This window comes from Streptomyces sp. NBC_00250 (assembly GCF_036192275.1).
Taxonomy (GTDB): Bacteria; Actinomycetota; Actinomycetes; order Streptomycetales; family Streptomycetaceae; genus Streptomyces.
In genome coordinates this window covers 2357512-2379396 of the sequence record NZ_CP108088.1, presented here as the reverse complement: position 1 = coordinate 2379396, position 21885 = coordinate 2357512, and the positions used below count along the sequence as shown (strand labels likewise).

Below are 21885 nucleotides of genomic sequence, written 5' to 3'. Positions count from 1 at the left end.
CCTGTCCCGAAACGCAGGCCGCGGCCGCCCGGCTCCGTCAGGATGGACGCATGGGATTCCATGTCGATTCCGAGACCGGGCGGCTGCGCCGCGTCATCCTGCACCGGCCCGATCTGGAGCTGAAGCGGCTCACCCCGTCCAACAAGGACGCCCTGCTCTTCGACGACGTGCTCTGGGTGCGCCGGGCCCGGCAGGAGCACGACGGCTTCGCGGACGTGCTGCGCGACCGGGGCGTGGAGGTGCATCTCTTCGGGGACCTGCTGAGCGAGTCCCTGGAAGTGCCGACGGCCCGCGCGCTCGTGCTCGACCGGGTCTTCGACGAGAAGGAGTACGGGCCGCTCGCAGCCGACCATCTCCGGGCCGCGTTCGACTCGCTGGACCCCGGCGCGCTGGCCGAGGCGCTGGTCGGCGGGATGACGAAGCGGGAGTTCCTGGCGGCGCACCGGGAGCCGACCTCGGTCCGTTTCCACGCCATGGACCTGGACGACTTCGTCCTCGGCCCGCTGCCGAACCATCTCTTCACCCGGGACACCTCGGCCTGGATCTACGACGGCGTCTCGATCAACGCGATGCGCTGGCCCGCCCGGCAGCGCGAGACCGTCCACTTCGAGGCGATCTACAAGCACCACCCCCTCTTCACCGGCGCCGAGGCGGGCGCCTTCCATCACTGGTCGGAGGGGCAGACCGACTACCCGTCGACGATCGAGGGCGGGGACGTCCTGGTCATCGGCAACGGCGCCGTGCTCATCGGGATGAGCGAGCGGACGACGCCGCAGGCGGTGGAGATGCTGGCCCGGGGCATGTTCGCGGCGGGTTCGGCGCGCACGATCATCGCGCTCGACATGCCGAAGCGGCGGGCGTTCATGCACCTGGACACGGTGATGACGATGGTCGACCAGGACACGTTCACGCAGTACGCGGGGCTCGGGATGCTCCGTTCCTACACGATCGAGCCGGGGGACGCGGGCCAGTCCCTGCGGGTGACCGACCATCCGCCGGAGCAGATGCACAGCGCGATCGCCGCGGCGCTCGGGCTGCAGGACATCCGGGTCCTCACGGCGACGCAGGACGTGCACGCGGCCGAGCGCGAGCAGTGGGACGACGGGTGCAACGTGCTCGCGGTGGAGCCGGGGGTGGTCGTCGCGTACGAGCGGAACGTCACCACCAACACCCATCTGCGCAAGCAGGGCATCGAGGTGATCGAGATCCCGGGCAGCGAGCTGGGCCGGGGGAGGGGCGGCCCGCGCTGTATGAGCTGCCCGGTGGAGCGGGACGCGGCCTGAGGCGCGCGACGCCGGCCCTGGGCCCGCGACGCGACCCCGAGGGTCGCGTCGCCCGACGGCCGGTCTGCCGGTGTCGGCCGGGACCCCGGAGGGGGCTGTATATAAATGTTGAAGTGCGTATAGACTTCCAGGGTCCCCGATCGCCGATCCCTCGATCGCCGTCCCCTCGACACGTACCCCCAGGAGCGCGTCCCATGGCCACAGACCTCATCGGCCGCCACTTCCTCAAGGAGCTGGACTTCACCGCCGAGGAGTTCCGCGGCCTGATCGAGCTCGCCGCCGAGCTCAAGGCGGCCAAGAAGGCCGGCACCGAGGTTCAGCGGCTGCGTGGCAGGAACATCGCGCTGATCTTCGAGAAGACCTCGACCCGCACCCGCTGCGCCTTCGAGGTCGCCGCCGCCGACCAGGGCGCCTCCACAACCTACCTGGACCCCTCCGGCTCCCAGATGGGCCACAAGGAGTCGGTCAAGGACACCGCCCGCGTCCTCGGTCGGATGTTCGACGGCATCGAGTACCGGGGCGACGGCCAGACCGTGGTCGAGGAACTCGCCGCCTTCGCGGGCGTCCCCGTCTTCAACGGGCTCACCGACGACTGGCACCCCACCCAGATGCTCGCCGACGTCCTCACCATGACCGAGCACACGGACAAGCCGCTCGACGCGATCACCTTCGCCTACCTCGGCGACGCCCGCTTCAACATGGGCAACTCCTACCTGGTCACCGGCGCCCTCCTCGGCATGGACGTACGGATCGTCGCCCCGCGGGCGTACTGGCCGGCCGAGGGCGTCGTCGCCGCCGCCCGTGAGCTCGCCGAGACCAGCGGGGCCACCGTCACCCTCGTCGAGGACGTGGCGGAGGGGGTCCGGGGCGCCGACTTCGTGGCCACCGACGTCTGGGTCTCCATGGGGGAGCCCAAGGAGGTCTGGGACGAGCGGATCGCCGCCCTCGCCCCGTACTCCGTGACCATGGACGTGCTGCGCGCCACCGGGAACCCCGACGTCAAGTTCCTGCACTGCCTGCCGGCCTTCCACGACCTGGGTACGGCCGTCGGGCGGGACATCCACGCCCGGCACGGCCTGACCGAGCTGGAGGTCTCCGACGAGGTCTTCGAGTCGGCGCACTCGGTCGTCTTCGACGAGGCGGAGAACCGGATGCACACGATCAAGGCGGTCCTGGTCGCCACGATGGCCCCGGTGCATTGATCACGAACGGGTCCGCTGCGCCGGTATCCCCGGGAGCGTGAACCAGACCGCCTTGCCCTGCGCGGTGGGGCGGTGCCCGCAGTCGCTGCTGAGCGCCCGGATGAGGAGCAGGCCCCGGCCGTGCTCCTGCCAGGGGTCGACCTCGGCGCCCGGGTCGGGGCAGACGAGCTCACCGGGGCGCGCGGGCTCGGAGTCGTGGACCTCGATCTGGCAGCCGCCGGGCGTGGCGAGCAGTTCGACGACCAGCTCGATGGGCCCGCGGCCCGCGGTGTGCTCGACGGCGTTGGCGACCAGCTCGGCGGTGAGCAGTTCCGCCGTGTCGCGGTCGGGGCGGTCGGCGGCCTCGGGGGCGAGGTCGAGGTCGGTGAGGGCGGTACGGATCAGGGCGCGGGCGATCGGCACCGCGGCGGTCGTGTGAGGCAGCTGGACCCGCCAGGCGGCGGCGGGCGGTCCGTTCGCTGCGGGTCCGGTGGCATCGGGCATGGGGCAGGCTCCCTTCACCGGGTGGGGGTGGGCGAGTGGGGTGGAGGCATCCCGAGACGTCCTGGTTTCAACCTTACGAGGTGCAAATTTTTTCGTCAGAGGCACCCCTCCCTGACGGGTAGGGACCTCGGTCACCGACTGCCGGGACTTTGGGCGGTCCATCCCCACACCTCCTTTATCGCGCACTCGTGACGACGGTCACAACTGAGTGATACCCTCCGAATGGAGGAAGGAGGCCGTTCCGGATGAGCCCCTTTACCGGCTCCACGCCCCGCACGCCACGCTGGCAGCACCTGCGCCTCGACATCGACCGGGGCGTCGCCACCGTCACGCTGGCCCGCCCCGCGAAACTCAACGCCCTCACCTTCGGCGCCTACGCCGATCTGCGCGACCTCCTCGCCGAGCTCTCCCGCGAGCGGTCCGTCCGCGCGCTGGTCCTCGACGGCGAGGGCCGCGGGTTCTGCTCCGGCGGCGACGTCGACGAGATCATCGGCGCCACCCTCTCCCTCGACACCGCCCAGCTCCTCGACTTCAACCGGATGACGGGCCAGGTCGTCCGGGCCCTCCGCGAGTGCCCCTTCCCGGTCGTCGCCGCCCTCCACGGCGTCGCCGCGGGCGCCGGGGCCGTCCTGGCGCTCGCCGCCGACTTCCGGATCGCCGACCCCACCACCCGCTTCGCGTTCCTCTTCACCCGGGTCGGACTCTCCGGCGGCGACATGGGCGCGGCCTATCTGCTGCCCCGGGTCGTCGGCCTCGGCCACGCCACCCGGCTCCTCATGCTGGGCGAGCCCGTCCTTGCCCCCGAGGCCGAGCGCATCGGCCTGCTCTCCGAGCTCACCGAGGAGGGCCGTGCGGGGGAGCGGGCCGCCGAGCTGGCCCGCCGCCTCGCCGACGGCCCGGCCCTCGCCCTCGCCCAGACCAAGGCGCTGCTCACCTCGGAGCTCGACATGCCGCTCGCCGCCTCCATCGAACTGGACGCGGCCACCCAGGCCCTCCTCATGAACGGCGCGGACTACGCCGAGTTCCACGCCGCCTTCACGGAGAAGCGGCCCCCGAAATGGCGGGGGTGCTGACGATGCCGGGCCCCGGCCGGGGTGTCGGCACGGGTCAGGGCGTCGGCCCCGCCCTCTCCCGTATCGCCGTGGTCGGCGGCGGTCCCGGCGGGCTCTACGCCGCCGCCCTCCTCAAGCGCCTCGACCCCGCCCGCGAGGTCACCGTCTACGAGCGGAACGCGCCCTCCGACACCTTCGGCTTCGGCGTCGTCCTCTCCGACGAGACCCTCGGCGGCATCCGGGACGCCGACCCCGTCGTCTACGAGGCACTCGGCCGCGACATGGTCCGCTGGGACGACATCGACGTCGTCCACCGGGGCCACCGCACCACCTCCACCGGCCACGGCTTCGCCGCCCTCGGCCGCCGTCGGCTCCTGGAGATCCTGCACGCCCGCTGCACCGACCTGGGCGTACGGCTCCGCTTCCGCACCGAGGCCCCGCCCGCCGACGTCCTCGCCGCCGGCCACGACCTGGTCGTCGCCGCCGACGGCGTCCACAGCCGCACCCGCGAGGCCCACGCCGGGCACTTTCGCCCCCGGATCACCACCCACCGCTGCCGCTACATCTGGCTCGCCGCGGACTTCGCCTTCGACGCCTTCCGCTTCGAGACCGCCGAGACCGAGTACGGCGTGATGCAGCTGCACGCCTATCCCTACGAGGCCGGCGCCTCCACCGCCATCGTCGAGATGCGCGAGGAGGTCTGGCGGGCGGCCGGGTTCGACGAACTCGACGAGGCCGAGTCCACCGTCCGCTGCGCCAAGCTCTTCACCGAGGCGCTGGGCGGCCGGGAACTGCGCTCCCACCACTCCGCCTGGACCGCGTTCCGCACGGTCGTCAACGAGCGCTGGTCGTACGGCAACACCGTGCTCATCGGCGACGCCGCCCACACCGCGCACTTCTCCATCGGGTCCGGCACCAAACTGGCCGTCGAGGACGCCCTGGCCCTGGCCCACAGCCTCCGCGACCACCCCGCCCCCGACGAGGCCCTCGCCGCCTACGAGGCCGAGCGCCGCCCCGTCGTCGAGTCCACCCAGCGCGCGGCCACCGCCAGCCTCCAGTGGTTCGAGGAGCTCGCGGGCCATGCCGACCGGCCGCCCCGCCGGTTCGCCTTCGACCTGCTCACCCGCAGCCGCCGCGTCACCCACGCCAACCTGCGGCTTCGCGACCCGGCGTTCACCGCCACCGTCGAACGCGACTTCGGCTGCCCGCCCGGCACCCCGCCCATGTTCACCCCCTTCCGGCTCAGGGGACTGACCCTGCGCAACCGGATCGTCGTCTCACCCATGGACATGTACGTCGCCGAGGACGGCGTCCCCGGCGACTTCCACCTCGTCCACCTGGGGTCCAGGGCCCTCGGCGGCCCCGGACTCGTGATGACCGAGATGGTCTGCGTGAGCCCCGAGGGCCGCATCACCCCCGGCTGCACCGGCCTGTGGACCGACGAACAGGCCGCCGCCTGGGCCCGTATCGCCTCCTTCGTCCACGCGCAGGCACCCGGTACCGCGCTCGGCGTCCAGCTCGGCCACTCCGGCCGCAAGGGCTCCACCCGGCGCATGTGGGAGGGCATCGACCAGCCCCTGTCCGAGGGCAACTGGCCCCTCGTCGCCGCCTCACCCCTCCCGTACCGGCCCGGCGTCAACCAGACCCCGCGCGCCCTCGACCGCGCCGGACTCGCCGCCGTGCGCGAGGAGTTCACGGCCGCCGCCCGGCGTGCGGCCCGATCCGGCTTCGACCTCCTCGAACTGCACTGCGCCCACGGCTACCTGCTCTCCGGCTTCCTCTCCCCGCTCACCAACCACCGCACCGACGCGTACGGGGGAGACCTCGACGGCCGGCTGCGCTTCCCGCTCGAAGTCTTCGACGCGGTACGGGAGGTGTGGCCAGGGGACCGTCCCATGACCGTCCGCATCTCGGCCACCGACTGGTCCGGGGGCGGTACGAGCGACGAGGACGCCGTCGCGATCGCCCGGGCCTTCGCGGACCACGGAGCCGACGCGATCGACGTCTCCACCGGCCAGGTCGTCCCCGACGAGGCCCCCGCCTACGGCCGCTCCTACCAGACCCCGTACGCCGACCGGATCCGCAACGAGGCCGGGGTCCCCGTCGTCGCCGTCGGCGCGATCTCCTCGTGGGACGACGTCAACTCCCTGCTCCTGGCGGGCCGCGCGGACCTGTGCGCCCTGGCCCGCCCGCACCTCTACGACCCCCACTGGACCCTGCACGCGGCCGCCGAACAGGGCTACGAGGGCCCCGCCGCACCCTGGCCGGCGCCGTACCGCGCGGGCAACAGGCCACCCCCGACCGGCCGCCGGGGCTGAGGGCGCCCCGGGGTCCGTGGACGCCCGCGTATGCGGGGGCGACGCACAAGCATGGTCCGCGGCACCGCCCCTGCTCTTGAATGGGGACATGACACAGCAGCGGGGTGGGAAGGGTGCCGGGGCGGTCCTCGGCGCGGCGACGGCGGCGACCGGACTGGTCGCGGGGGTGTGGTTCGCGTACGTCTGCTCGGTGATGCCGGCGCTGGCGCGCAGCGACGACCGGGTCTACGTCGAAGTGATGCGGAACATCAACGACGTGATCCAGAACCCGCTGTTCTTCAGCGTGTTCTTCGGGGCGACGATCCTCACGGCGGTGGCGGCCTGGCAGTACCGCGCCACCCGGGCGCGGGTCTGGATGTTCGCCGGGCTGGCCCTCTCGGTGGCCGTCTTCCTGGTCACCTCGGCGGTGAACGTGCCCCTCAACGACGCCCTCGCGGCCGCCGAGGACCCGTCGGCCGCCCGCGCCGCCTTCGAGGGCCCCTGGGTGACGTGGAACATCGTCCGCGCGGTCCTCAGCACGGTGGGCCTCGCCTGCCTCCTCCGGGCCCTGTCGGTGCGGACCCGGTCCGGGGACTAGTCCCCGGACCCGGACAGGAACGGGCGGACGAACTCCGCGCCCCGGTCCCACAGCAGTTCGTGCAGGGCCGCGAAGACCTCCGCCGAGCGCCGGCCCGGCCAGTCGTCGGGCAGGAGCTCGGCCGGGAGCACCGGGTCCGCGTACGGCAGGCGCCGCCAGGAGTCCAGGGCGAGCAGATAGTCCCGGTAGGCGTCCTCGGGGGCCGCCGGGGCCGTCCGCCAGGCCCGGAGCACCGGCTCGTGGGCGGCGAGGAACTCCTCGTGGAGCGCGGCGATGGCCGGCAGGTCCCACCAGCGGGCCACCGCCCCGGCCGTCGCCGCATAGCCCAGGTGGTCGCCCCGGAAGAGGTCCACGTACGGGGAGAGCTCCAGGCGCTCCAGGGCGTTCCGGGTCTCCTCGTACAGCCGTGCGGGTGCGATCCAGACGCCGGGCGCCGCCGTGCCGAAGCCGAGGCGGGCGAGCCGGGAGCGCAGCAGGTGCCGCTTGTGCCGCTCGGCCTCGGGGACCGAGAAGACGGCGAGGACCCAGCCCTCGGCGAGCTTGGGCTCGGTACGGGCGTAGATGCGGCGGTCACCGTCGTCCAGGAGCCTGCGGGCGTCGTCGGAGAGCGCGTACCCGGCCGCCCCGTCGGCCGTCCGGCCCGGCAGCAGCAGTCCGCGCCGCTTGAGCCGCGACACCGAGGAGCGCACCGAGGGCGCGTCCACCCCGAGGACCGCGAGCAGCCGGATGAGCGCGGCCACCGGCATCGGCGCCCCGTCGGGCGCACGGCCGTACGCGCCGTAGAGGGAGACGATCAGGGATCGGGGAGTGTGCTGCTCGGCCACGTGATCACTTTAGAGGGTGGTGCCGCGGTCACGCCCGGTCGTGCCGGATGGTGCCCCGCTCACGCCGGGTCGCGCAGCCGGAAGCGCTGGAGTTTGCCGGTGGGCGTGCGCGGCAGCGCGTCGAGGAAGACGATCTCGCGGGGCGACTTGTACGGGGCGAGGCGGGCGCGGACGAAGGCCCGCAGCGCGGCGGCCGTGCCGGAGTCGCGCGGCACCCCCTCCCGCACGACCGCGTAGGCCACGACGACCTGTCCGCGCAGCTCGTCGGGGCGGCCGATCACCGCCGTCTCCACCACGTCGGGGTGGTCGAGGAGGACCTCCTCGACCTGCGGTCCCGCGATGTTGTACCCGGCCGAGATGATCATGTCGTCGGCCCGTGAGACATAGCGGAAGTAGCCGTCCGGCTCGCGGACGTACGTGTCTCCCGTGACGTTCCAGCCCTCGCGTACGTACTCCGACTGGCGGGGATCGGCCAGATAGCGGCAGCCGACCGGGCCGCGTACCGCGAGCAGCCCCTCCTCGCCGTCCGGGACGCCCTTGCCGTCGTGGTCGACGATCCTGGCCTGCCAGCCGGGGACCGGGCGGCCGGTGGTGCCGGGGCGTATGTCGCCGTCGGCGGCGGAGATGAAGATGTGCAGGAGCTCGGTGGCGCCGATGCCGTTGATCAGGCGCAGCCCGGTGCGGGCGTACCAGGCCTTCCAGGTGGCCTCCGGCAGGTTCTCGCCGGCCGAGACGCAGCGGCGCAGCGAGCCGAGGTCCGGGGCGGTGCCCTGGGTCAGCTCGTCGAGCATGACCCGGTAGGCCGTGGGGGCGGTGAAGACCACCGAGACCCGGTGCCGCTCGATCGCGGCGAGCAGCTGCTTCGGTCCGGCCTGTTCGAGGAGGACCGCGCTCGCCCCGGCCCGCAGGGGGAAGACGACGAGGCCGCCGAGGCCGAAGGTGAAGGCGAGCGGCGGCGAACCGGCGAAGACGTCGTCGGGCAGTGGGCGCAGGACGTGCGCGGAGAAGGTGTCGGCGACGGCCAGGACGTCCCGGTGGAAGTGGACGCAGCCCTTGGGCCGCCCGGTCGTGCCGGAGGTGAAGGCGATGAGGGCCACGTCGTCGGCGGCCGTCTCCACGGCGGTGTACGGGCCGGGGCGGCGGGCGGCGAGGGCGAGGAGGTCGTCGGGTCCCTCCCCGCCGAAGGTGGTGATGCGGAGCCCCGGGATCCGGGCGTTGTGGAGTTCGTCGACGGTGTGGACGTCGCAGAGGGCGTGGCTGCAGCGGGCCGCGTCGGCCATCACGGCCAGCTCGGGGGCGCGCTGCTGGGCCAGGACGGTGACGGCGACCGCGCCCGCCTTCATCACGGCGAGCCAGCAGGCGGCGAGCCAGGGGGTGGTGGGGCCGCGGAGGAGGACCCGGTTGCCGGGCCGGACCCGCAGGTCGGAGGTGAGGACGTGGGCGATGCGGTCGACCCGGTCCTGGAGGTCTCCGTAGGTCCAGACGCCGCCCTCGCCGTCGTGGAAGGCGGGTCGGTCGGCGCCGAATCGTTCCGTCGTACGGTCGAGGAGTTCCGCGCCGCAGTTGAGCCGGTCGGGGTACGCCAGCTCCGGGAGGTCGAAGAGGAGACGCGGCCACCGGTCCGGCGGGGGCAGCCGGTCGCGGGCGAACGTGTCGAGATGGGCCGAGGGTGTCAGCTCCATGAGTCCGTCCCCCTGTCGTGGTGGGGTCGTCCGTCGCCCCACGAGCGTATCGTGTTGGTGACGACAGTCAACGGTTCGCGACAAAGGTGCTTGCTGGCACCCCGCCGGAGGCGCCGGACGGCACGGTGACGCCGGACGGCACAGGGACGAAGACGCCCGAGGGCGTCAGAGAGGGCCCACATGCCCGCATTCTCGCTCGATCCGGAACAGACCACCTGGTGTGCGGAGCTCCGCACCCTCGCCGCCGAACGCCTGAAGCCCCTCGCCGACAAGGGCGAACCAGGCCGGGTCAACCGCCCCCTCGTCGCCGCGCTCGGCGAGCTCGGCCTCCTCGCCCGGCTCTTCGACGCCGGCGCCCTCGAACTCTGCCTCCTGCGCGAATCCCTCGCCCGGACCTGCACCGAGGCCGAGACCGCCCTCGCCCTCCAGGGCCTCGGCACCCACCCCGTCGCCGCCTTCGGCACCCCCGCGCAGCGCGCCCGCTGGCTCCCCGAGGCCACCGCGGGACGGGCGGTCGCCGCCTTCGCGCTCTCCGAGCCCGACGCGGGCTCCGACGCCGCCGCACTCGCCCTTGAGGCCCGTCCCGACGGCGCGGGGGGCTGGCGCCTCCACGGAGAGAAGCGCTGGATCTCCAACGCCCCCGAAGCCGACTTCGCCACCGTCTTCGCCCGCACCACCCCGGGCGCCGGAGCCCGCGGCGTCACCGCCTTCCTCGTCCCCGCCGACCGGCCCGGACTCGGCGGCGAGGCCCTCGACATGCTCGCCCCGCACGCCCTCGGCACCCTCACCTTCGACGGCGTCCCCGTCGGCCCCGAGGACCTGCTCGGCGAACCCGACCGGGGCTTCCGGGTCGCCATGCACACCCTCAACCTCTTCCGGCCCAGCGTCGGGGCCTTCGCCGTCGGGATGGCCCAGGCCGCCCTGGACGCCGCCCTCGCCCACACCGCCGGCCGCCCCGCCTTCGGCGGACACCTCGCCGACCTCCAGGCCGTCGCGCACAGGATCGCCGAGATGGCCACCCGTACCGAGGCCGCCCGCCTCCTCGTGTACGCGGCGGCCACCGCGTACGACGAGGGGGATCCCGACGTGCCCCGGCGCTCCGCCATGGCCAAGCTCCTCGCCACCGAGACAGCCCAGTACGTCGTCGACGCCGCCGTCCAGCTCCACGGCGCCCGAGCCCTGCAGCGCGGCCATCTCCTCGAACACCTCTACCGCGAGGTCCGCGCACCCCGGATCTACGAGGGCGCCACCGAGGTCCAGCGCACGATCATCGCCAAGGAGCTGTACGCGTCCCACCGCCGTACCGTCAACGGGAGCCAGGAGGAGCCGTCGTCATGAGCCTGCACCGGCACAACCCCGCCGAACTCGCCCCGCCCACCGGCTTCTCCCACGCCGTGACCGCCACCGGCACCCGGCTCGTCTTCCTCGCCGGCCAGACCGCGCTCGACAGCGAGGGCGCCGTCGTGGGGGACACCCTCGCCGAGCAGTTCACCACCGCGCTCGGCAATCTGCTCACCGCCCTGCGCCACGCCGGCGGCACCCCGGCCGACCTCGCCCGCGTCACCGTCTACACCACCGACGTCGAGGACTACCGCACCCACGCGTCCGAACTCGGCCGCATCTGGCGCCGGTTGGCAGGCCGTGACTACCCGGCGATGGCCGTGATCGGAGTCGTGCGCCTCTGGGACGAGCAGGCCCTGGTGGAGCTGGACGGCTTCGCGGTCCTGGACGAGCCCGCGCATGCTTGATCAATTGGTCACCCACGCAGGCCGGGCTTAGTGTCGAAAGGTGGACTGACCGGCCCACGGCGCCTCAAGTGAGGGCGTGATGCGCCATGAATAGCCATGAGTAGCACACCCGAGCCGAAGACACCGACGGCGACCGTCCCCCGCAAGAGCGGCGGAGACGGCAAGGGCATCGCCCTGTTCGTGATCGCCTCGTGTCAGCTGATGGTGGTCCTCGACATCACCATCGTGAACATCGCGCTCCCCCACATCCAGACCGCGCTGGACTTCTCCACCACCAGCCTGTCCTGGGTGGTCAACGCCTACACCCTGACCTTCGGCGGTCTGCTCCTCCTGGGCGGACGCGCCGGCGACATCCTGGGCAGGCGCCGCGTGTTCATCTTCGGCGTGCTGCTCTTCGGGCTCGCGTCGCTCTTCTGCGGACTCGCGCAGAGCGAGTGGCAACTCCTCGCGGCGCGCGCCCTCCAGGGCGTCGGCGGCGCGATCGCCTCACCGACCTCGCTCTCCCTCATCACCACGACGTTCGACGAAGGCCCGGAGCGCAACCGGGCCTTCGGCGTCTTCGCGGGAGTCTCGGCCGGCGGCGGCGCGATCGGCCTGGTCGCGGGCGGCATGCTCGTCCAATGGCTCGACTGGCGCTGGATCTTCTTCGTCAACGTGCCGATCGCCCTGATCATCGCCTTCCTCACCCCGCGACACGTCAAGGAGTCCGAGCGCCACCCCGGCCACTTCGACCTGGCCGGCGCGCTCACCTCCACGCTCGGCATGGTGGCTCTGGTGTACGGGTTCATCCGGGCCGCCCAGGAGGGCTGGAGCGATCCGTACACGATCGGCTCGTTCGTCGCGGCGGTCGTCCTCCTGGCCACGTTCATCCTGATCGAGCGGCGCTCCCAGCAACCCATCACACCCCTGCACATGTTCGCCGACCGCAACCGCTCGGGCACCTACGTGATCATGCTCTGCCTGGCGGCGGCCATCTTCGGGATGTTCTTCTTCCTCACCCTGTTCGTCCAGCAGGTGCTGGGCTTCAGCCCCCTGGCGACAGGGCTCGCGTTCCTGCCGGTCAGCGCGATCATCGGGGTCGGCGCCGGCCTCACGTCCAACCTGCTGCCCCGGTACGGCCCCAAGCCCTTCATGGTGACGGGCTCGGTGCTCGCCGCGGCGGGACTGTCCTGGCTGACCCTGACCGACGTCAACTCCACCTATCTCGGCAGCATCCTCGGCCCGATCCTCGTCTTCGGTCTCGGCATGGGCCTGATGTTCGTCTCCCTGACCATCATGGCGCTGTCGAACGTCGAACCCCAGGAGTCGGGCGCCGCGTCCGGCCTGCTCAACGCCATGCAGCAGGTGGGCGGTTCACTGGGCCTGTCGATCCTGGTGACGGTCTTCGGCACGGCCAGCCGCAACGAGGCGGACGAACAGGTCGCCGCCTTCCTCTCCCAGGCCGGCCCGCTGGAGAAGGCCCAGTTCGCCAAGACCGGCCAACTGCCCGCCCCTTGGAGCGACCAGGTGCTGACCTCCGGCGTCTCCGCGGGCTTCGTCACGGCGGCCATCTTCGCCGTGGTCGGCGCACTGGTCGCCCTCTTCGTGATCCAGGTCCGCCCCTCGGACATCGAACGTCTCAAGGGCGGGATTCCGGGCCCGGGCGGCTGAACCGCCTCGGTCGGATCTTCCCGGCCGCACCCCGGACCCCGCCGCGCACGAACGCCCGACCGAAAGGTCGGGCGTTCGTGCGCGGCGGGGTCCGCCTCACGTCGTCGAATAGTCATTTGTCGGCCTTGGGCGAACGGGAATAGACCCATGTGCAGCGATTGTTCCGCAGCACTCCGCATTGCCGTTGCGGCAGGTACATACCTCTTTGCTCGCCGCGAAAAATCCGCCTGACACGTCCCGCTCTGTGATCACGCACCACCGATGAGGTGCAGTGCCACAAGATGTCCAGCTTCGGCATCGCCGCAGGTAACGGGCTGGTCAACACCCCTTAGCCGCACGTCTGTTCGCGTAGTCTGCGGAGGTCCCTCCGATGCCGGAACCGGCACGGGGAATGAATAGCTGAGGAGAAGTGAGTGCAAGGCATACGTAGATGGGGGCCGGTAGCGGCTGCGCTGACGCTACTGGCGGGGGCTTTTCAGGGAATTCAGGCCTCCCCGGCGGCCGCAGCCGGCTGCTGGCGCGCCTCTTGTGAGGGCAAGGACCCCATTCAGATGGGATGTGATGCCGATGCCCAGATTCTGCAGCAGATCACCGAGTCGGACGGCTCGGTCGCGATCCGGCTGATGTGGTCACCGCAATGTCAGGGGGTATGGGCGAAGGTCTCACGCGATCTCGACACGTCGCCCGACTACGTGTACCTGACGCTGTGGGCGACGCGTGATCCCGACGGCGGCATCCAGGTCTACGACACGTCGGGTCTGCTCGGTGACGGTGTGGCAGGTGCCTACACCAAGATGCAGAACTGGAAGGGCACGACGGCGAAGGCGTGTTGGAACGACGTCGACGGCCGGTTCGACCCGGCCCCGATGAAGTACGTCATCAACGACCCCACCGTCACCTATGACAAGCCGGTCGACTTGAGCCTCCCGATCCAGCACGGCCGCTGCACGGACTGGATGTAAGGAAGAAGATGATGCGCAAAACACGTCTCAGAAAATACTTCGCCATGAACCCGCTGCTGGTCATGAGCGTGGTGGCGGCCTCCGCCGCCCTGGTTCCGCTGGCTTCCGCGGGCAGCACGGTGGCGCCCGCCGCCGCGGACACCACGACGCCCCGCCTGTTCTCCACGCCCGGCAAGGACCTGGGGTCGGAGTACGCCTCCTCGTCGGACGCGATCGTGCAGGCCACCGGCGACGCCGAGGGGCTGCACATCCTCTCGGCGAAGGAGAGCGACGGGTTCTCCTTCTACGAGATCGCCCGCCTCAACCGCAAGGAACTGTCCGACGTCGGCCCCTGGACGGGCTACGTCTGCACCACGGGTTCGGGTAACTACGCGGCGGCCGTCTACGCCCCGTCGGCCTGGTCCAACGAGCCCGGCGCGTACTGGAACGGCGCGTTCGCCGCGGTGATCCGTCTCTCCGACGGCAAGGTCACCGAGGTTCCCGACCGGGTGCAGCTGGCGTACTTCTCGCCGGGCTGTGGAACGGGCGACGAGGTGGCGTTCACCTCCAGCTCGGCCACCGACACCTCCGTCGGCTCGACGACGGTGATCTCGGTCGACGCGGCCACGGGATCGGTCTCCTCCCGCCGCACGGTCGAGGGCTTCCTGACGCACGTCACGCCCACGAAGGACAGCACCGTCGGTGTGCTCGCCGGCAACCTCGTCGACCTGAAGGGCAACGGCAAGAAGCTGTCCGCCCGCAAGCTCTCCAAGGTGCCCGGCCCGATGTTCGCGCTGACCGCCTCGAAGAACGGCGCCGTGGACATCGGCACGGTCCAGGGCGAGAACAGCGTCATCTCCCGCTTCAACGGCAAGGGCTTCACCGAACTGGGCCGCGCCCCCAAGGGGAAGGTCAAGCTCCTCCCCGTGGCCGACGGCGCCGCTGTCGTCGGTGACGTGAAGGGGATCGACACCAGCAAGGCCCCGGGGCTCGCCAAGCACGCCGTGGAAGGCCGGGTGGCCGGTATCTCCCGCCACGGTCACCTGGTGACCAACTCGCTGTTCTCCGAGCAGATGAAGGGCATCACCAAGCGCATCGGCTCGCCGTCGACCGAGGGCGCCGGAACCCTGAACGTCGAGGCCACCGCAGTCAAGACCGGTGCGAAGGCCACCAAGCTCGTGGACTCGGACCGCAAGCGGCCGCAGTCGGACTCCTCGCTGCCGATGGACCCGGCCGCGTTCATCACGGCCGATGACGACGATCCGCCCAACTGCGGTGAGGGCGGCCCGGAGACGAAGTGCATGTCCGGGTACGGTGCGCCCGTCTGGGGCAAGGTCGGGACGATGGAGACCCCCTGCATCGTCAAGCGCAACGACCCCAAGCGCCAGGCGCTCCAGGCCAGCGCGAACCAGGTCGAGTGGGCGGTCGACCAGGCCGTTCACGGCCAGCTGAACATCTCGCGCCCCGCGAACTGGCACGACACCGGTCTTCCCGCGTACACCCCGCAGGGCCTGTTCCCCAAGCCGGGACTGACCGGCGGAGGCGACATCCCCGCGCAGGTCATGCTGGGCATCCTGGCCCAGGAGTCCAACTTCAAGCAGGCCTCCTGGCACTCCATGAACGGTGACTCGGGCAACGTCACCCGGTCCGACTGGCTCGGCAACGAGAACGGCACCCACGGGTACCCCAACCGGGGCAAGGCCGACTGCGGCTACGGCATCGCCCAGGTGACGACCGGCATGTCCGAGCTGCACGACACGCAGCTCGATCCCACCCGCGCCGGCGCCGTCACCACGGACTACGCGGCGAACATCGCCGCCGGTCTGGGCATCCTGGCCGAGAAGTGGAACCAGCTCAAGGCCCTGGGCATGAAGGCCAACAACGGCAGCCCGGCCTACATCGAGAACTGGTACATGGCGCTGTGGGGCTACAACTCCGGCGTCTACACCACCGGCAAGGTCGGCGTCGGCTTCTTCAACAACCCGATCAACCCGGAATACCCCGCCGACCGGCAGCCGTTCCTGCGCTACAGCTACAACGACGCCTCCCGCCCCGGCGAGTGGAACTACTCGGAGAAGATCCTCGGCTGGGCGGAAGTCCCGCAGATGACCTGGAACGGCGAAGAGTCGTACTCCGAGCCGAACATGCCGATGGGCGTCATCAAGGTGGCCCCGAAGAACCTGTTCTGCACCCCGGCCATCAACGCGTGCAACCCGTCCGCGGCCGACCCGTGCCCGACCTGGGACGACCAGTGCCGCTGGAGCGGCAGCGCGGACTGGATGGGCCCGCAGAGCACCAGCAACTCCAGCACCGAGAAGCTCAGTTACTCGCTCGGTTCGGGGGAGCCCGCCCTCCAGAGCAAGTACGGTCACGGCCCCTGCTTCGGCCACCCGGGCCCCTACACCGGCGCGATCATCGTCGATGACCTCGGACAGCACGAGGACACCTACGACTGCGGGGACTTCGAGGGAGCCGACGACGGCAAGTTCACCCTCCAGTCCGGTGACAACATCACCACGCTGAGGAGCGACGGCACCTACCGCGCGACCCCCTACATCGCGAACATCGACCTCCACCAGCTGGGCGCCGGGTACGACCACCACGTCTACTTCACGCACAGCTACGACTACACCGAGCCCTTCCACCGGGTCACCGGCCGCTGGCAGGTCAACCAGAAGAAGCTGCCCTCCGGGGACCAGCCCGGCCAGCGCTACAAGGTCTACCTCCACCTGCCCAGTCACGCCGCGGAAGCGGTCGTCCGGTACGACTTCATCCCGGGCGAGAACACGGCGGGCGCCAAGGCGGACTTCTGCAACGTCAACCAGGCGACCCGCAGCGCGGGCAAGGACACCTGGTTCGAGATGGGCACCTTCACCTTCTGGAAGGGTGGCCGGATCGAGATGGACAACATCCAGAAGGGCGCTACCGGGGACGACAACGTCGTGTTCGACGCGATGGCGTTCGTTCCGTACAACTACAAGGAGCCGGGCCCGTGCTCGCTCGTCGACGGTGGCCTGTGATCCGCGCTGCCGTCCGTGTTCCCGTCGTGCTGATGGCTGTCGTCATCGGCACGGCGGGAGCCGTCTCCTGCAGCCGGGACAACAGCCCCGGCACCGCGGCGTCCCGGAGTCCGAAGGCCGCGGCGGCCCGTCCCGAGCCGGCCAAGACCACGGCGCGGACCGCGCCGCGTGCCGCCGATCTGCCGAAGCACGCGGTGGCCAGCGACGAGCGGCCCACCTTCGGCGCGGCGGACACGATGGCCACCGGATACACCGGGAAGGATTTCCTCGCCGGGCTTTCGAAGGACTGGAAGCTGAAGCTCGACAAGCCCGTCGAGCAGGAGATGCCCGACGGAAAGAAGAGGACCTACGTCAACGGGCGCGGTGGAAGCGGGGCGACGGTTTCGGCCGGATACGCCGATCACGAGGACATGTCGTCCCTTGTGTGCAGAACCGGCCCGAAGCAATCCGACGGCCTTGACTTCCTCACCGCCTGCACCGGTTTGGACGTGACGGGAGTCGACCACGCCAAGGCGTCCTCGTGGCTCCGGCAGGCGAAGAAGGAGACCGATTCCCTGTACGGGAAGAAGGTCGCCGAGACCGGTAACAAGAAGGAGTACGTCGTCAGCGCGGTGTTCACCTCGGGGCCCGTGGCAATGGTCCTGCACCGGGCGTACGACAAGTACTCGCTGAGGATCCTCGGCGGCGCGGTGGCGCAGGACAAGTAGCCGGGCTTCCGTACGCGAAGGCCCCTGCCGGCAACGGCAGGGGCCTTCGTCGCGCATCCGCCAAACAGAGGTCAGCAGATGAGTGCGGTCTTCGCCTTGTAGTCCTGCATCTCGCCCGCCTCCCAGCCGGCTTCCTTCAGGCCCTCCATCAGAGCTGCCGTGTCGCCGCACAGGCGGGGACGCTGCTTGTCCAGGTAGGACTTGACGCCTTCGGCGCTCAGCTCCTCCCAGGTCTCTTTCATGTCCTGGTTCTTCTCGTGCGCGTAGGAGAACTCGACCCATTCCTTTTCCTGGTCGTTCAGGCTGGATGTGTCGACAGATCCGCTACTTCCTCCGCACGCGGCGACCATGAGAGTGCATGCCACCACGAGACATATGCGCGCTTTCTTCACGATGCTCTCTTCCGAGTAGATCCAGGAGGCGCAATTGTATGCACCCCGCCGAATCTGCGGGAATGCGGATCGGGCGGGGTGCGGGGGGAGTTGTCCTGCGTATTCTCAGATATCCCGGAAGATCTCGATCTGGGCGCCGATCGAGTTGAGGCGCTCCGCGAGGTCCTCGTAACCGCGGTTGATGACGTACACGTTCCGCAGGACCGAGGTGCCCTCGGCCGCCATCATCGCGAGGAGGACGACCACCGCGGGGCGCAGGGCCGGCGGGCACATCATCTCGGCGGCGCGCCAGCGGGTGGGGCCCTCCACCAGGACGCGGTGGGGGTCGAGGAGTTGGAGGCGGCCGCCGAGGCGGTTGAGGTCCGTGAGGTAGATGGCCCGGTTGTCGTAGACCCAGTCGTGGATCAGGGTCTTGCCCTGGGCGGTGGCCGCGATCGCCGCGAAGAAGGGCACGTTGTCGATGTTCAGGCCGGGGAACGGCATCGGGTGGATCTTGTCGATCGGCGCCTCCAGCTTGGAGGGGCGGACCGTCAGGTCGACCAGGCGCGTCCGGCCGTTGTCGGCCGGGTACTCGGCCGAGCGGTCGTGGTCGAGGCCCATCTCCTCCAGGACCGCGAGCTCGATCTCCATGAACTCGATCGGGACGCGGCGGATCGTCAGCTCCGACTCGGTGACCACGGCGGCGGCGAGCAGGCTCATCGCCTCGACCGGGTCCTCGGAGGGGGAGTAGTCGACGTCCACGTCGATCTGCGGCACGCCGTGCACGGTGAGGGTGGTGGTGCCGATGCCGTCGACCCGTACGCCGAGGGCCTCCAGGAAGAAGCACAGGTCCTGGACCATGTAGTTGGAGGAGGCGTTGCGGATGACGGTCACGCCGTCGTGCCGGGCGGCGGCGAGCAGCGCGTTCTCGGTGACGGTGTCCCCGCGCTCGGTCAGCACGATGGGGCGGTCGGGTGAGACGGAGCGCTCGACCTGGGCGTGGTAGATGCCCTCGGTCGCGGTGATGTCGAGGCCGAAGCGGCGCAGCGCGATCATGTGCGGCTCGATCGTGCGCGTACCGAGGTCGCAGCCGCCGGCGTACGGCAGCTTGAAGCGGTCCATGCGGTGCAGCAGCGGGCCGAAGAACATGATGATCGAGCGGGTGCGGATCGCGGCCTCGGCGTCGATGGACTCCATGTCCAGCTCGGCGGGCGGCGCGATCTCCAGGTCGACGCCGTCGTTGATCCAGCGGGTACGGACCCCGATGGAGTTGAGGACCTCCAGGAGCCGGAAGACCTCCTCGATGCGGGCGACCCGGCGCAGGACCGTGCGGCCCTTGTTGAGGAGGGAGGCGCAGAGGAGCGCGACACAGGCGTTCTTGCTCGTCTTGACGTCGATGGAGCCCGAGAGCCGGCGGCGGCCGACGACCCTGAGGTGCATCGGTCCCGCGTAACCCAGGGACACGATCTCGCTGTCGAGGGCTTCGCCGATCCGGGCGATCATCTCAAGGCTGATGTTCTGGTTGCCGCGCTCGATCCGGTTGACGGCGCTCTGGCTCGTGGCCAGTGCTTCGGCGAGCTGCGTCTGTGTCCAGCCGCGGTGCTGCCGGGCGTCACGGATGAGCTTGCCGATGCGTACGAGGTAGTCGTCTGCCATGGCGTCACGTTATCTCAGATATGAGATGCCACTCGCCGTTGGGGTGGGCCGTCAGGGTGACAGGTCGAGCGCGGTCGGGTGACGCGGTTCGTACAGGGGGAGTTCGGTCCCGCTCGGCAGCCGCACGGCGGCGAGCAGACCCCAGCCCTGATCGGTGATGGCGCGTGAGATCTCCGCGCCCTTGTCCTCCAGCTCCGTCAGGGTCGCGGTGAGGTCGTCGCACATGAGGTAGAGCTCGTGCTTCGGCTCCTCCGTCGTCGGGTGGACGGCGACCTCGGCGGGCGGCAGCTTGAAGATGAGCCAGCCGCGCCCGGCGTCCACGTGCGGGAAGCCGGCGACGTCCTTGAGGAAGGCCCGGTCGGCCTCCGCGTCCCGCGTGTAGAGGATCACATGCGCGCCACTGAACATGCTCCGATCCTCGACCGCCCGTCCGGCCGCGGCAATTCGTCCGCGGCCGTACGGGCGGGCAGGTGTACGGGGACGGGGCTGAGGGTCAGTGTGCCGCGCAGCCGCACGCCCGGTGCCGGCCGCCGTGCACGGCCGCGTACGCCGAGGGCCGGGGCGCGGACACCGCGCGGGCCAGACCCGCGGAGGCCGTACGGCCCGAGGCCGACTCGGCGTCGTGGACCACCCGGCCGCCGACCAGCGTGAGCCGCACCGTGGTGTCGCTGATGTCGGCTACCGGACATTCCATTACATCTCGGTCGAGCAACAGGAGATCGGCGGCCCGTCCCGCCCGGATCGTCCCCGTCTCCCCGTCCATGCGGAGCTGCCGTGCCGTGCCGTAGGTGTGCATCCGCAGCGCCGAGGTGCGGCTCAGGCCCTCCAGCTCCCGGTACAGCGGGCCCTCGCCGTACGCCCCCTGCCGGTCGATCGCCGTCCGGATCTGGTTCCACACCTGGAGCGCGTCCACCGGCCAGTCCGAGCCGGCCGAGAGCAGGGCGCCGTGCCGCTCCAGCGAGCGCGCCGGGTACATCCACCGGTGCCGCTCGGGTCCGATGTACGGCAGGAGCGCCTCCATCGTCCAGGTGTCCCGGGCCGCCCACTGCAGCTGCATGCAGGCCGCCACGCCCAGTTCGGCGAAGCGCCGCAGATCGGCCGGGTCCACCACCTGGAGATGGGCGACGGCGTTGCGGGCGTCGCGCAGGCCGGTGGCGCGGCGGGCGTACGCGTACCCGTCGAGCGCCGTCCGGACGGCCCGGTCGCCCAGGCCGTGGGCGTGCATCTGCCAGCCGGCCCGGTTGAAGGCGGCCGACAGTCGTCCGTAGTCCTGGGCGGAGACGTACAGTTCGCCCCGGTTGGTGGTGGGTCGTCCCTCGCCGTCCAGATACGGCTCGAGGAGCGCCGCCGTCTGCGCCGGGTACTCGATCACCCCGTCCAGGAACACCTTGATCATCCCGAAGCGCAGCCCCCGGACGTCACCGAACTCCCGGCGCAGCCCCCGGGCGTACGCGAGCGCTGCCGCCGGGTCCTTCGCCTGGTCCGAGTCGAGCCGGATCGCCGGGACGATCCGCTGCGGCAGCTTCCCGGCCGCCGAGAGGGCCCGGTACGTGCTCAGCTCACCGCGTCCGACCAGGGCGTCCATCATCGTGGTGACGCCCGAGGCCGCCGCCTGACCGAGCACCCGTGCGCACGCCGCGACCAGCTCGGCCTCGCTCGGCTCCGGGATGTGCCGGGTCACCAGCGGCTGGGCGTCGTCCTTGAGCACCCCCGTCGGCCTGCCGTCCGCCCCCTTCACGATCTTCCCGCCCACCGGGTCCGGAGTGGCGGCCGTGATGCCGGCGATCTCCAGGGCGCGGGCGTTGACCCAGATGTTGTGACCGTCGCCGCCGACCAGGGCGACCGGGCGGCGGGTGGGCAGGGCGTCGAGCAGCGAGTGGTGGGGGAGGGAGCCCTGCGGCAGCAGCCCGACCGGGTTCCAGTCCTCGACCACCAGCCAGCCGTCCGGCTCCTGTCCCGGGCTGTCCTTGAGGAAGCCGGTCAGGATCGCGAGGAGTTCGTCCCGCGTCGTCTCCGCGCCTTCGAGGGAGGGCCGCAGCGAGCGACTGCCCGCGCCCAGCGGGTGGACGTGCCCGTCGTGGATGCCGCTCATCACGGTCGCCCCGCGGGCGTCGACGACCTCGGTGTCCCGGCCGACGAGGCGCCGCAGCTCGTTGCCCCGCCCGGTCGCCAGGATCCGGCCGTCGCGCCCGACGGCCACGGCCTCGACGGGGCGGGCGCCGGACAGGCCGGTGAACACCCGCGCGTTGTGCACGACCAGGGCGGCCGACCGGGGGCGCGAGCCCGCCGCCGCGGGGCTCCCGGCGGCCCCGACGAGACCCGCCGCACCGGCGGCGGCGAGAACGGTGCGCCGGCTCAGGGAAGAAGTCAT

18 protein-coding genes are annotated in these 21885 nt (G+C 71.1%); 11 read left to right on the top strand and 7 right to left on the bottom strand.

Annotation, left to right across the window (positions count from 1 at the left end):
* The first annotated feature begins 50 nt into the window (after nt 1–50).
* Together OG259_RS10710 and argF are read left to right on the top strand one after the other, a co-directional pair.
* Nucleotides 51–1283 carry an arginine deiminase gene (locus OG259_RS10710; RefSeq protein WP_328942067.1) on the top strand — a complete coding sequence of 411 codons (1233 nt, stop codon included), beginning with the start codon at nt 51–53 and terminating at the stop codon, nt 1281–1283.
* A 194-nt stretch (nt 1284–1477) separates the two neighbouring features.
* Entirely contained in the window at nt 1478–2485 is a 1008-nt protein-coding gene (gene argF / locus OG259_RS10705; RefSeq protein ID WP_328942066.1) for an ornithine carbamoyltransferase, read from the top strand.
* Here argF and OG259_RS10700 read toward each other — a convergent pair whose 3' ends face one another.
* Nucleotides 2486–2968, bottom strand: coding sequence for an ATP-binding protein (locus OG259_RS10700; protein ID WP_328942065.1), 483 nt, complete (start codon nt 2966–2968; stop codon nt 2486–2488). It abuts the gene before it with no gap.
* A 245-nt stretch (nt 2969–3213) separates the two neighbouring features.
* Here OG259_RS10700 and OG259_RS10695 point away from each other — a divergent pair, with 245 nt between their 5' ends.
* The 3 genes from OG259_RS10695 to OG259_RS10685 all read left to right on the top strand — a co-directional run bounded on the left by OG259_RS10695 (nt 3214) and on the right by OG259_RS10685 (nt 6915).
* Nucleotides 3214–4041: an enoyl-CoA hydratase family protein gene (locus tag OG259_RS10695; RefSeq protein WP_266897844.1), complete on the top strand. Its 828-nt coding sequence runs from the start codon at nt 3214–3216 to the stop codon at nt 4039–4041.
* Complete coding sequence (locus tag OG259_RS10690; protein WP_443051945.1) at nt 4026–6338, top strand: bifunctional salicylyl-CoA 5-hydroxylase/oxidoreductase; 2313 nt, start codon at nt 4026–4028, stop codon at nt 6336–6338. Before OG259_RS10695 ends, OG259_RS10690 begins: the two co-directional genes overlap by 16 nt.
* A gap of 88 nt (nt 6339–6426) precedes the next feature.
* Nucleotides 6427–6915, top strand: coding sequence for an anthrone oxygenase family protein (locus tag OG259_RS10685; RefSeq protein ID WP_328942064.1), 489 nt, complete (start codon nt 6427–6429; stop codon nt 6913–6915).
* On the opposite strand, the gene OG259_RS10680 is transcribed toward OG259_RS10685, so the two are convergent.
* Nucleotides 6912–7739 carry a PaaX family transcriptional regulator gene (locus tag OG259_RS10680; RefSeq protein WP_328942063.1) on the bottom strand — a complete coding sequence of 276 codons (828 nt, stop codon included), beginning with the start codon at nt 7737–7739 and terminating at the stop codon, nt 6912–6914. The two genes, OG259_RS10685 and OG259_RS10680, sit on opposite strands and share 4 nt — an antisense overlap.
* Nucleotides 7740–7798: 59 nt before the next feature.
* Complete coding sequence (locus OG259_RS10675) at nt 7799–9421, bottom strand: AMP-binding protein (protein ID WP_328942062.1); 1623 nt, start codon at nt 9419–9421, stop codon at nt 7799–7801.
* A 180-nt stretch (nt 9422–9601) separates the two neighbouring features.
* On the opposite strand from OG259_RS10675, the gene OG259_RS10670 reads away from it, so the two are divergent.
* From OG259_RS10670 to OG259_RS10645, 6 genes are all read left to right on the top strand, one after another.
* Complete coding sequence (locus OG259_RS10670; protein ID WP_328942061.1) at nt 9602–10759, top strand: acyl-CoA dehydrogenase family protein; 1158 nt, start codon at nt 9602–9604, stop codon at nt 10757–10759.
* The gene (locus OG259_RS10665; RefSeq protein ID WP_328942060.1) at nt 10756–11169 is read left to right on the top strand and encodes a RidA family protein; all 414 of its coding nucleotides are present in this window, start codon (nt 10756–10758) and stop codon (nt 11167–11169) included. The genes OG259_RS10670 and OG259_RS10665 overlap by 4 nt, the downstream gene beginning before the upstream one ends.
* Before the next feature lie 96 nt (nt 11170–11265).
* The gene (locus OG259_RS10660) at nt 11266–12819 is read left to right on the top strand and encodes an MFS transporter (RefSeq protein ID WP_328942059.1); all 1554 of its coding nucleotides are present in this window, start codon (nt 11266–11268) and stop codon (nt 12817–12819) included.
* Between the two features lie 413 nt (nt 12820–13232).
* Complete coding sequence (locus tag OG259_RS10655) at nt 13233–13781, top strand: DUF2690 domain-containing protein (protein WP_328942058.1); 549 nt, start codon at nt 13233–13235, stop codon at nt 13779–13781.
* A gap of 44 nt (nt 13782–13825) precedes the next feature.
* Nucleotides 13826–16780 (top strand): hypothetical protein, encoded by a 2955-nt coding sequence (locus OG259_RS10650; RefSeq protein WP_328942057.1) that lies wholly within the window; start codon nt 13826–13828, stop codon nt 16778–16780.
* A gap of 32 nt (nt 16781–16812) precedes the next feature.
* Complete coding sequence (locus OG259_RS10645) at nt 16813–17487, top strand: hypothetical protein (RefSeq protein WP_328942056.1); 675 nt, start codon at nt 16813–16815, stop codon at nt 17485–17487.
* A 71-nt stretch (nt 17488–17558) separates the two neighbouring features.
* On the opposite strand, the gene OG259_RS10640 is transcribed toward OG259_RS10645, so the two are convergent.
* The 4 genes from OG259_RS10640 to OG259_RS10625 all read right to left on the bottom strand — a co-directional run bounded on the left by OG259_RS10640 (nt 17559) and on the right by OG259_RS10625 (nt 21885).
* Nucleotides 17559–17879 carry a hypothetical protein gene (locus OG259_RS10640; protein WP_328942055.1) on the bottom strand — a complete coding sequence of 107 codons (321 nt, stop codon included), beginning with the start codon at nt 17877–17879 and terminating at the stop codon, nt 17559–17561.
* A gap of 105 nt (nt 17880–17984) precedes the next feature.
* On the bottom strand, nt 17985–19514 hold the full coding sequence (locus tag OG259_RS10635) for a helix-turn-helix domain-containing protein (protein WP_328942054.1): 1530 nt from the start codon (nt 19512–19514) through the stop codon (nt 17985–17987).
* A gap of 51 nt (nt 19515–19565) precedes the next feature.
* A complete protein-coding gene (locus tag OG259_RS10630; protein WP_328942053.1) occupies nt 19566–19922 on the bottom strand; it encodes a VOC family protein in 357 nt (118 codons plus the stop codon).
* A gap of 85 nt (nt 19923–20007) precedes the next feature.
* Nucleotides 20008–21885: an amidohydrolase gene (locus OG259_RS10625; protein WP_328942052.1), complete on the bottom strand. Its 1878-nt coding sequence runs from the start codon at nt 21883–21885 to the stop codon at nt 20008–20010.

What these genes read in the sequence shown, in the direction of transcription:
- OG259_RS10710 (WP_328942067.1), top strand. Translation starts at nt 51, where the DNA reads ATGGGATTCCATGTCGATTCCGAGACCGGGCGGCTGCGCCGCGTCATC.
- argF (WP_328942066.1), top strand. Translation starts at nt 1,478, where the DNA reads ATGGCCACAGACCTCATCGGCCGCCACTTCCTCAAGGAGCTGGACTTC.
- OG259_RS10700 (WP_328942065.1), bottom strand. Translation starts at nt 2,968, where the DNA reads ATGCCCGATGCCACCGGACCCGCAGCGAACGGACCGCCCGCCGCCGCC.
- OG259_RS10695 (WP_266897844.1), top strand. Translation starts at nt 3,214, where the DNA reads ATGAGCCCCTTTACCGGCTCCACGCCCCGCACGCCACGCTGGCAGCAC.
- OG259_RS10690 (WP_443051945.1), top strand. Translation starts at nt 4,026, where the DNA reads ATGGCGGGGGTGCTGACGATGCCGGGCCCCGGCCGGGGTGTCGGCACG.
- OG259_RS10685 (WP_328942064.1), top strand. Translation starts at nt 6,427, where the DNA reads ATGACACAGCAGCGGGGTGGGAAGGGTGCCGGGGCGGTCCTCGGCGCG.
- OG259_RS10675 (WP_328942062.1), bottom strand. Translation starts at nt 9,421, where the DNA reads ATGGAGCTGACACCCTCGGCCCATCTCGACACGTTCGCCCGCGACCGG.
- OG259_RS10670 (WP_328942061.1), top strand. Translation starts at nt 9,602, where the DNA reads ATGCCCGCATTCTCGCTCGATCCGGAACAGACCACCTGGTGTGCGGAG.
- OG259_RS10665 (WP_328942060.1), top strand. Translation starts at nt 10,756, where the DNA reads ATGAGCCTGCACCGGCACAACCCCGCCGAACTCGCCCCGCCCACCGGC.
- OG259_RS10660 (WP_328942059.1), top strand. Translation starts at nt 11,266, where the DNA reads ATGAGTAGCACACCCGAGCCGAAGACACCGACGGCGACCGTCCCCCGC.
- OG259_RS10650 (WP_328942057.1), top strand. Translation starts at nt 13,826, where the DNA reads ATGAACCCGCTGCTGGTCATGAGCGTGGTGGCGGCCTCCGCCGCCCTG.
- OG259_RS10645 (WP_328942056.1), top strand. Translation starts at nt 16,813, where the DNA reads ATGGCTGTCGTCATCGGCACGGCGGGAGCCGTCTCCTGCAGCCGGGAC.
- OG259_RS10635 (WP_328942054.1), bottom strand. Translation starts at nt 19,514, where the DNA reads ATGGCAGACGACTACCTCGTACGCATCGGCAAGCTCATCCGTGACGCC.
- OG259_RS10630 (WP_328942053.1), bottom strand. Translation starts at nt 19,922, where the DNA reads ATGTTCAGTGGCGCGCATGTGATCCTCTACACGCGGGACGCGGAGGCC.
- OG259_RS10625 (WP_328942052.1), bottom strand. Translation starts at nt 21,885, where the DNA reads ATGACTTCTTCCCTGAGCCGGCGCACCGTTCTCGCCGCCGCCGGTGCG.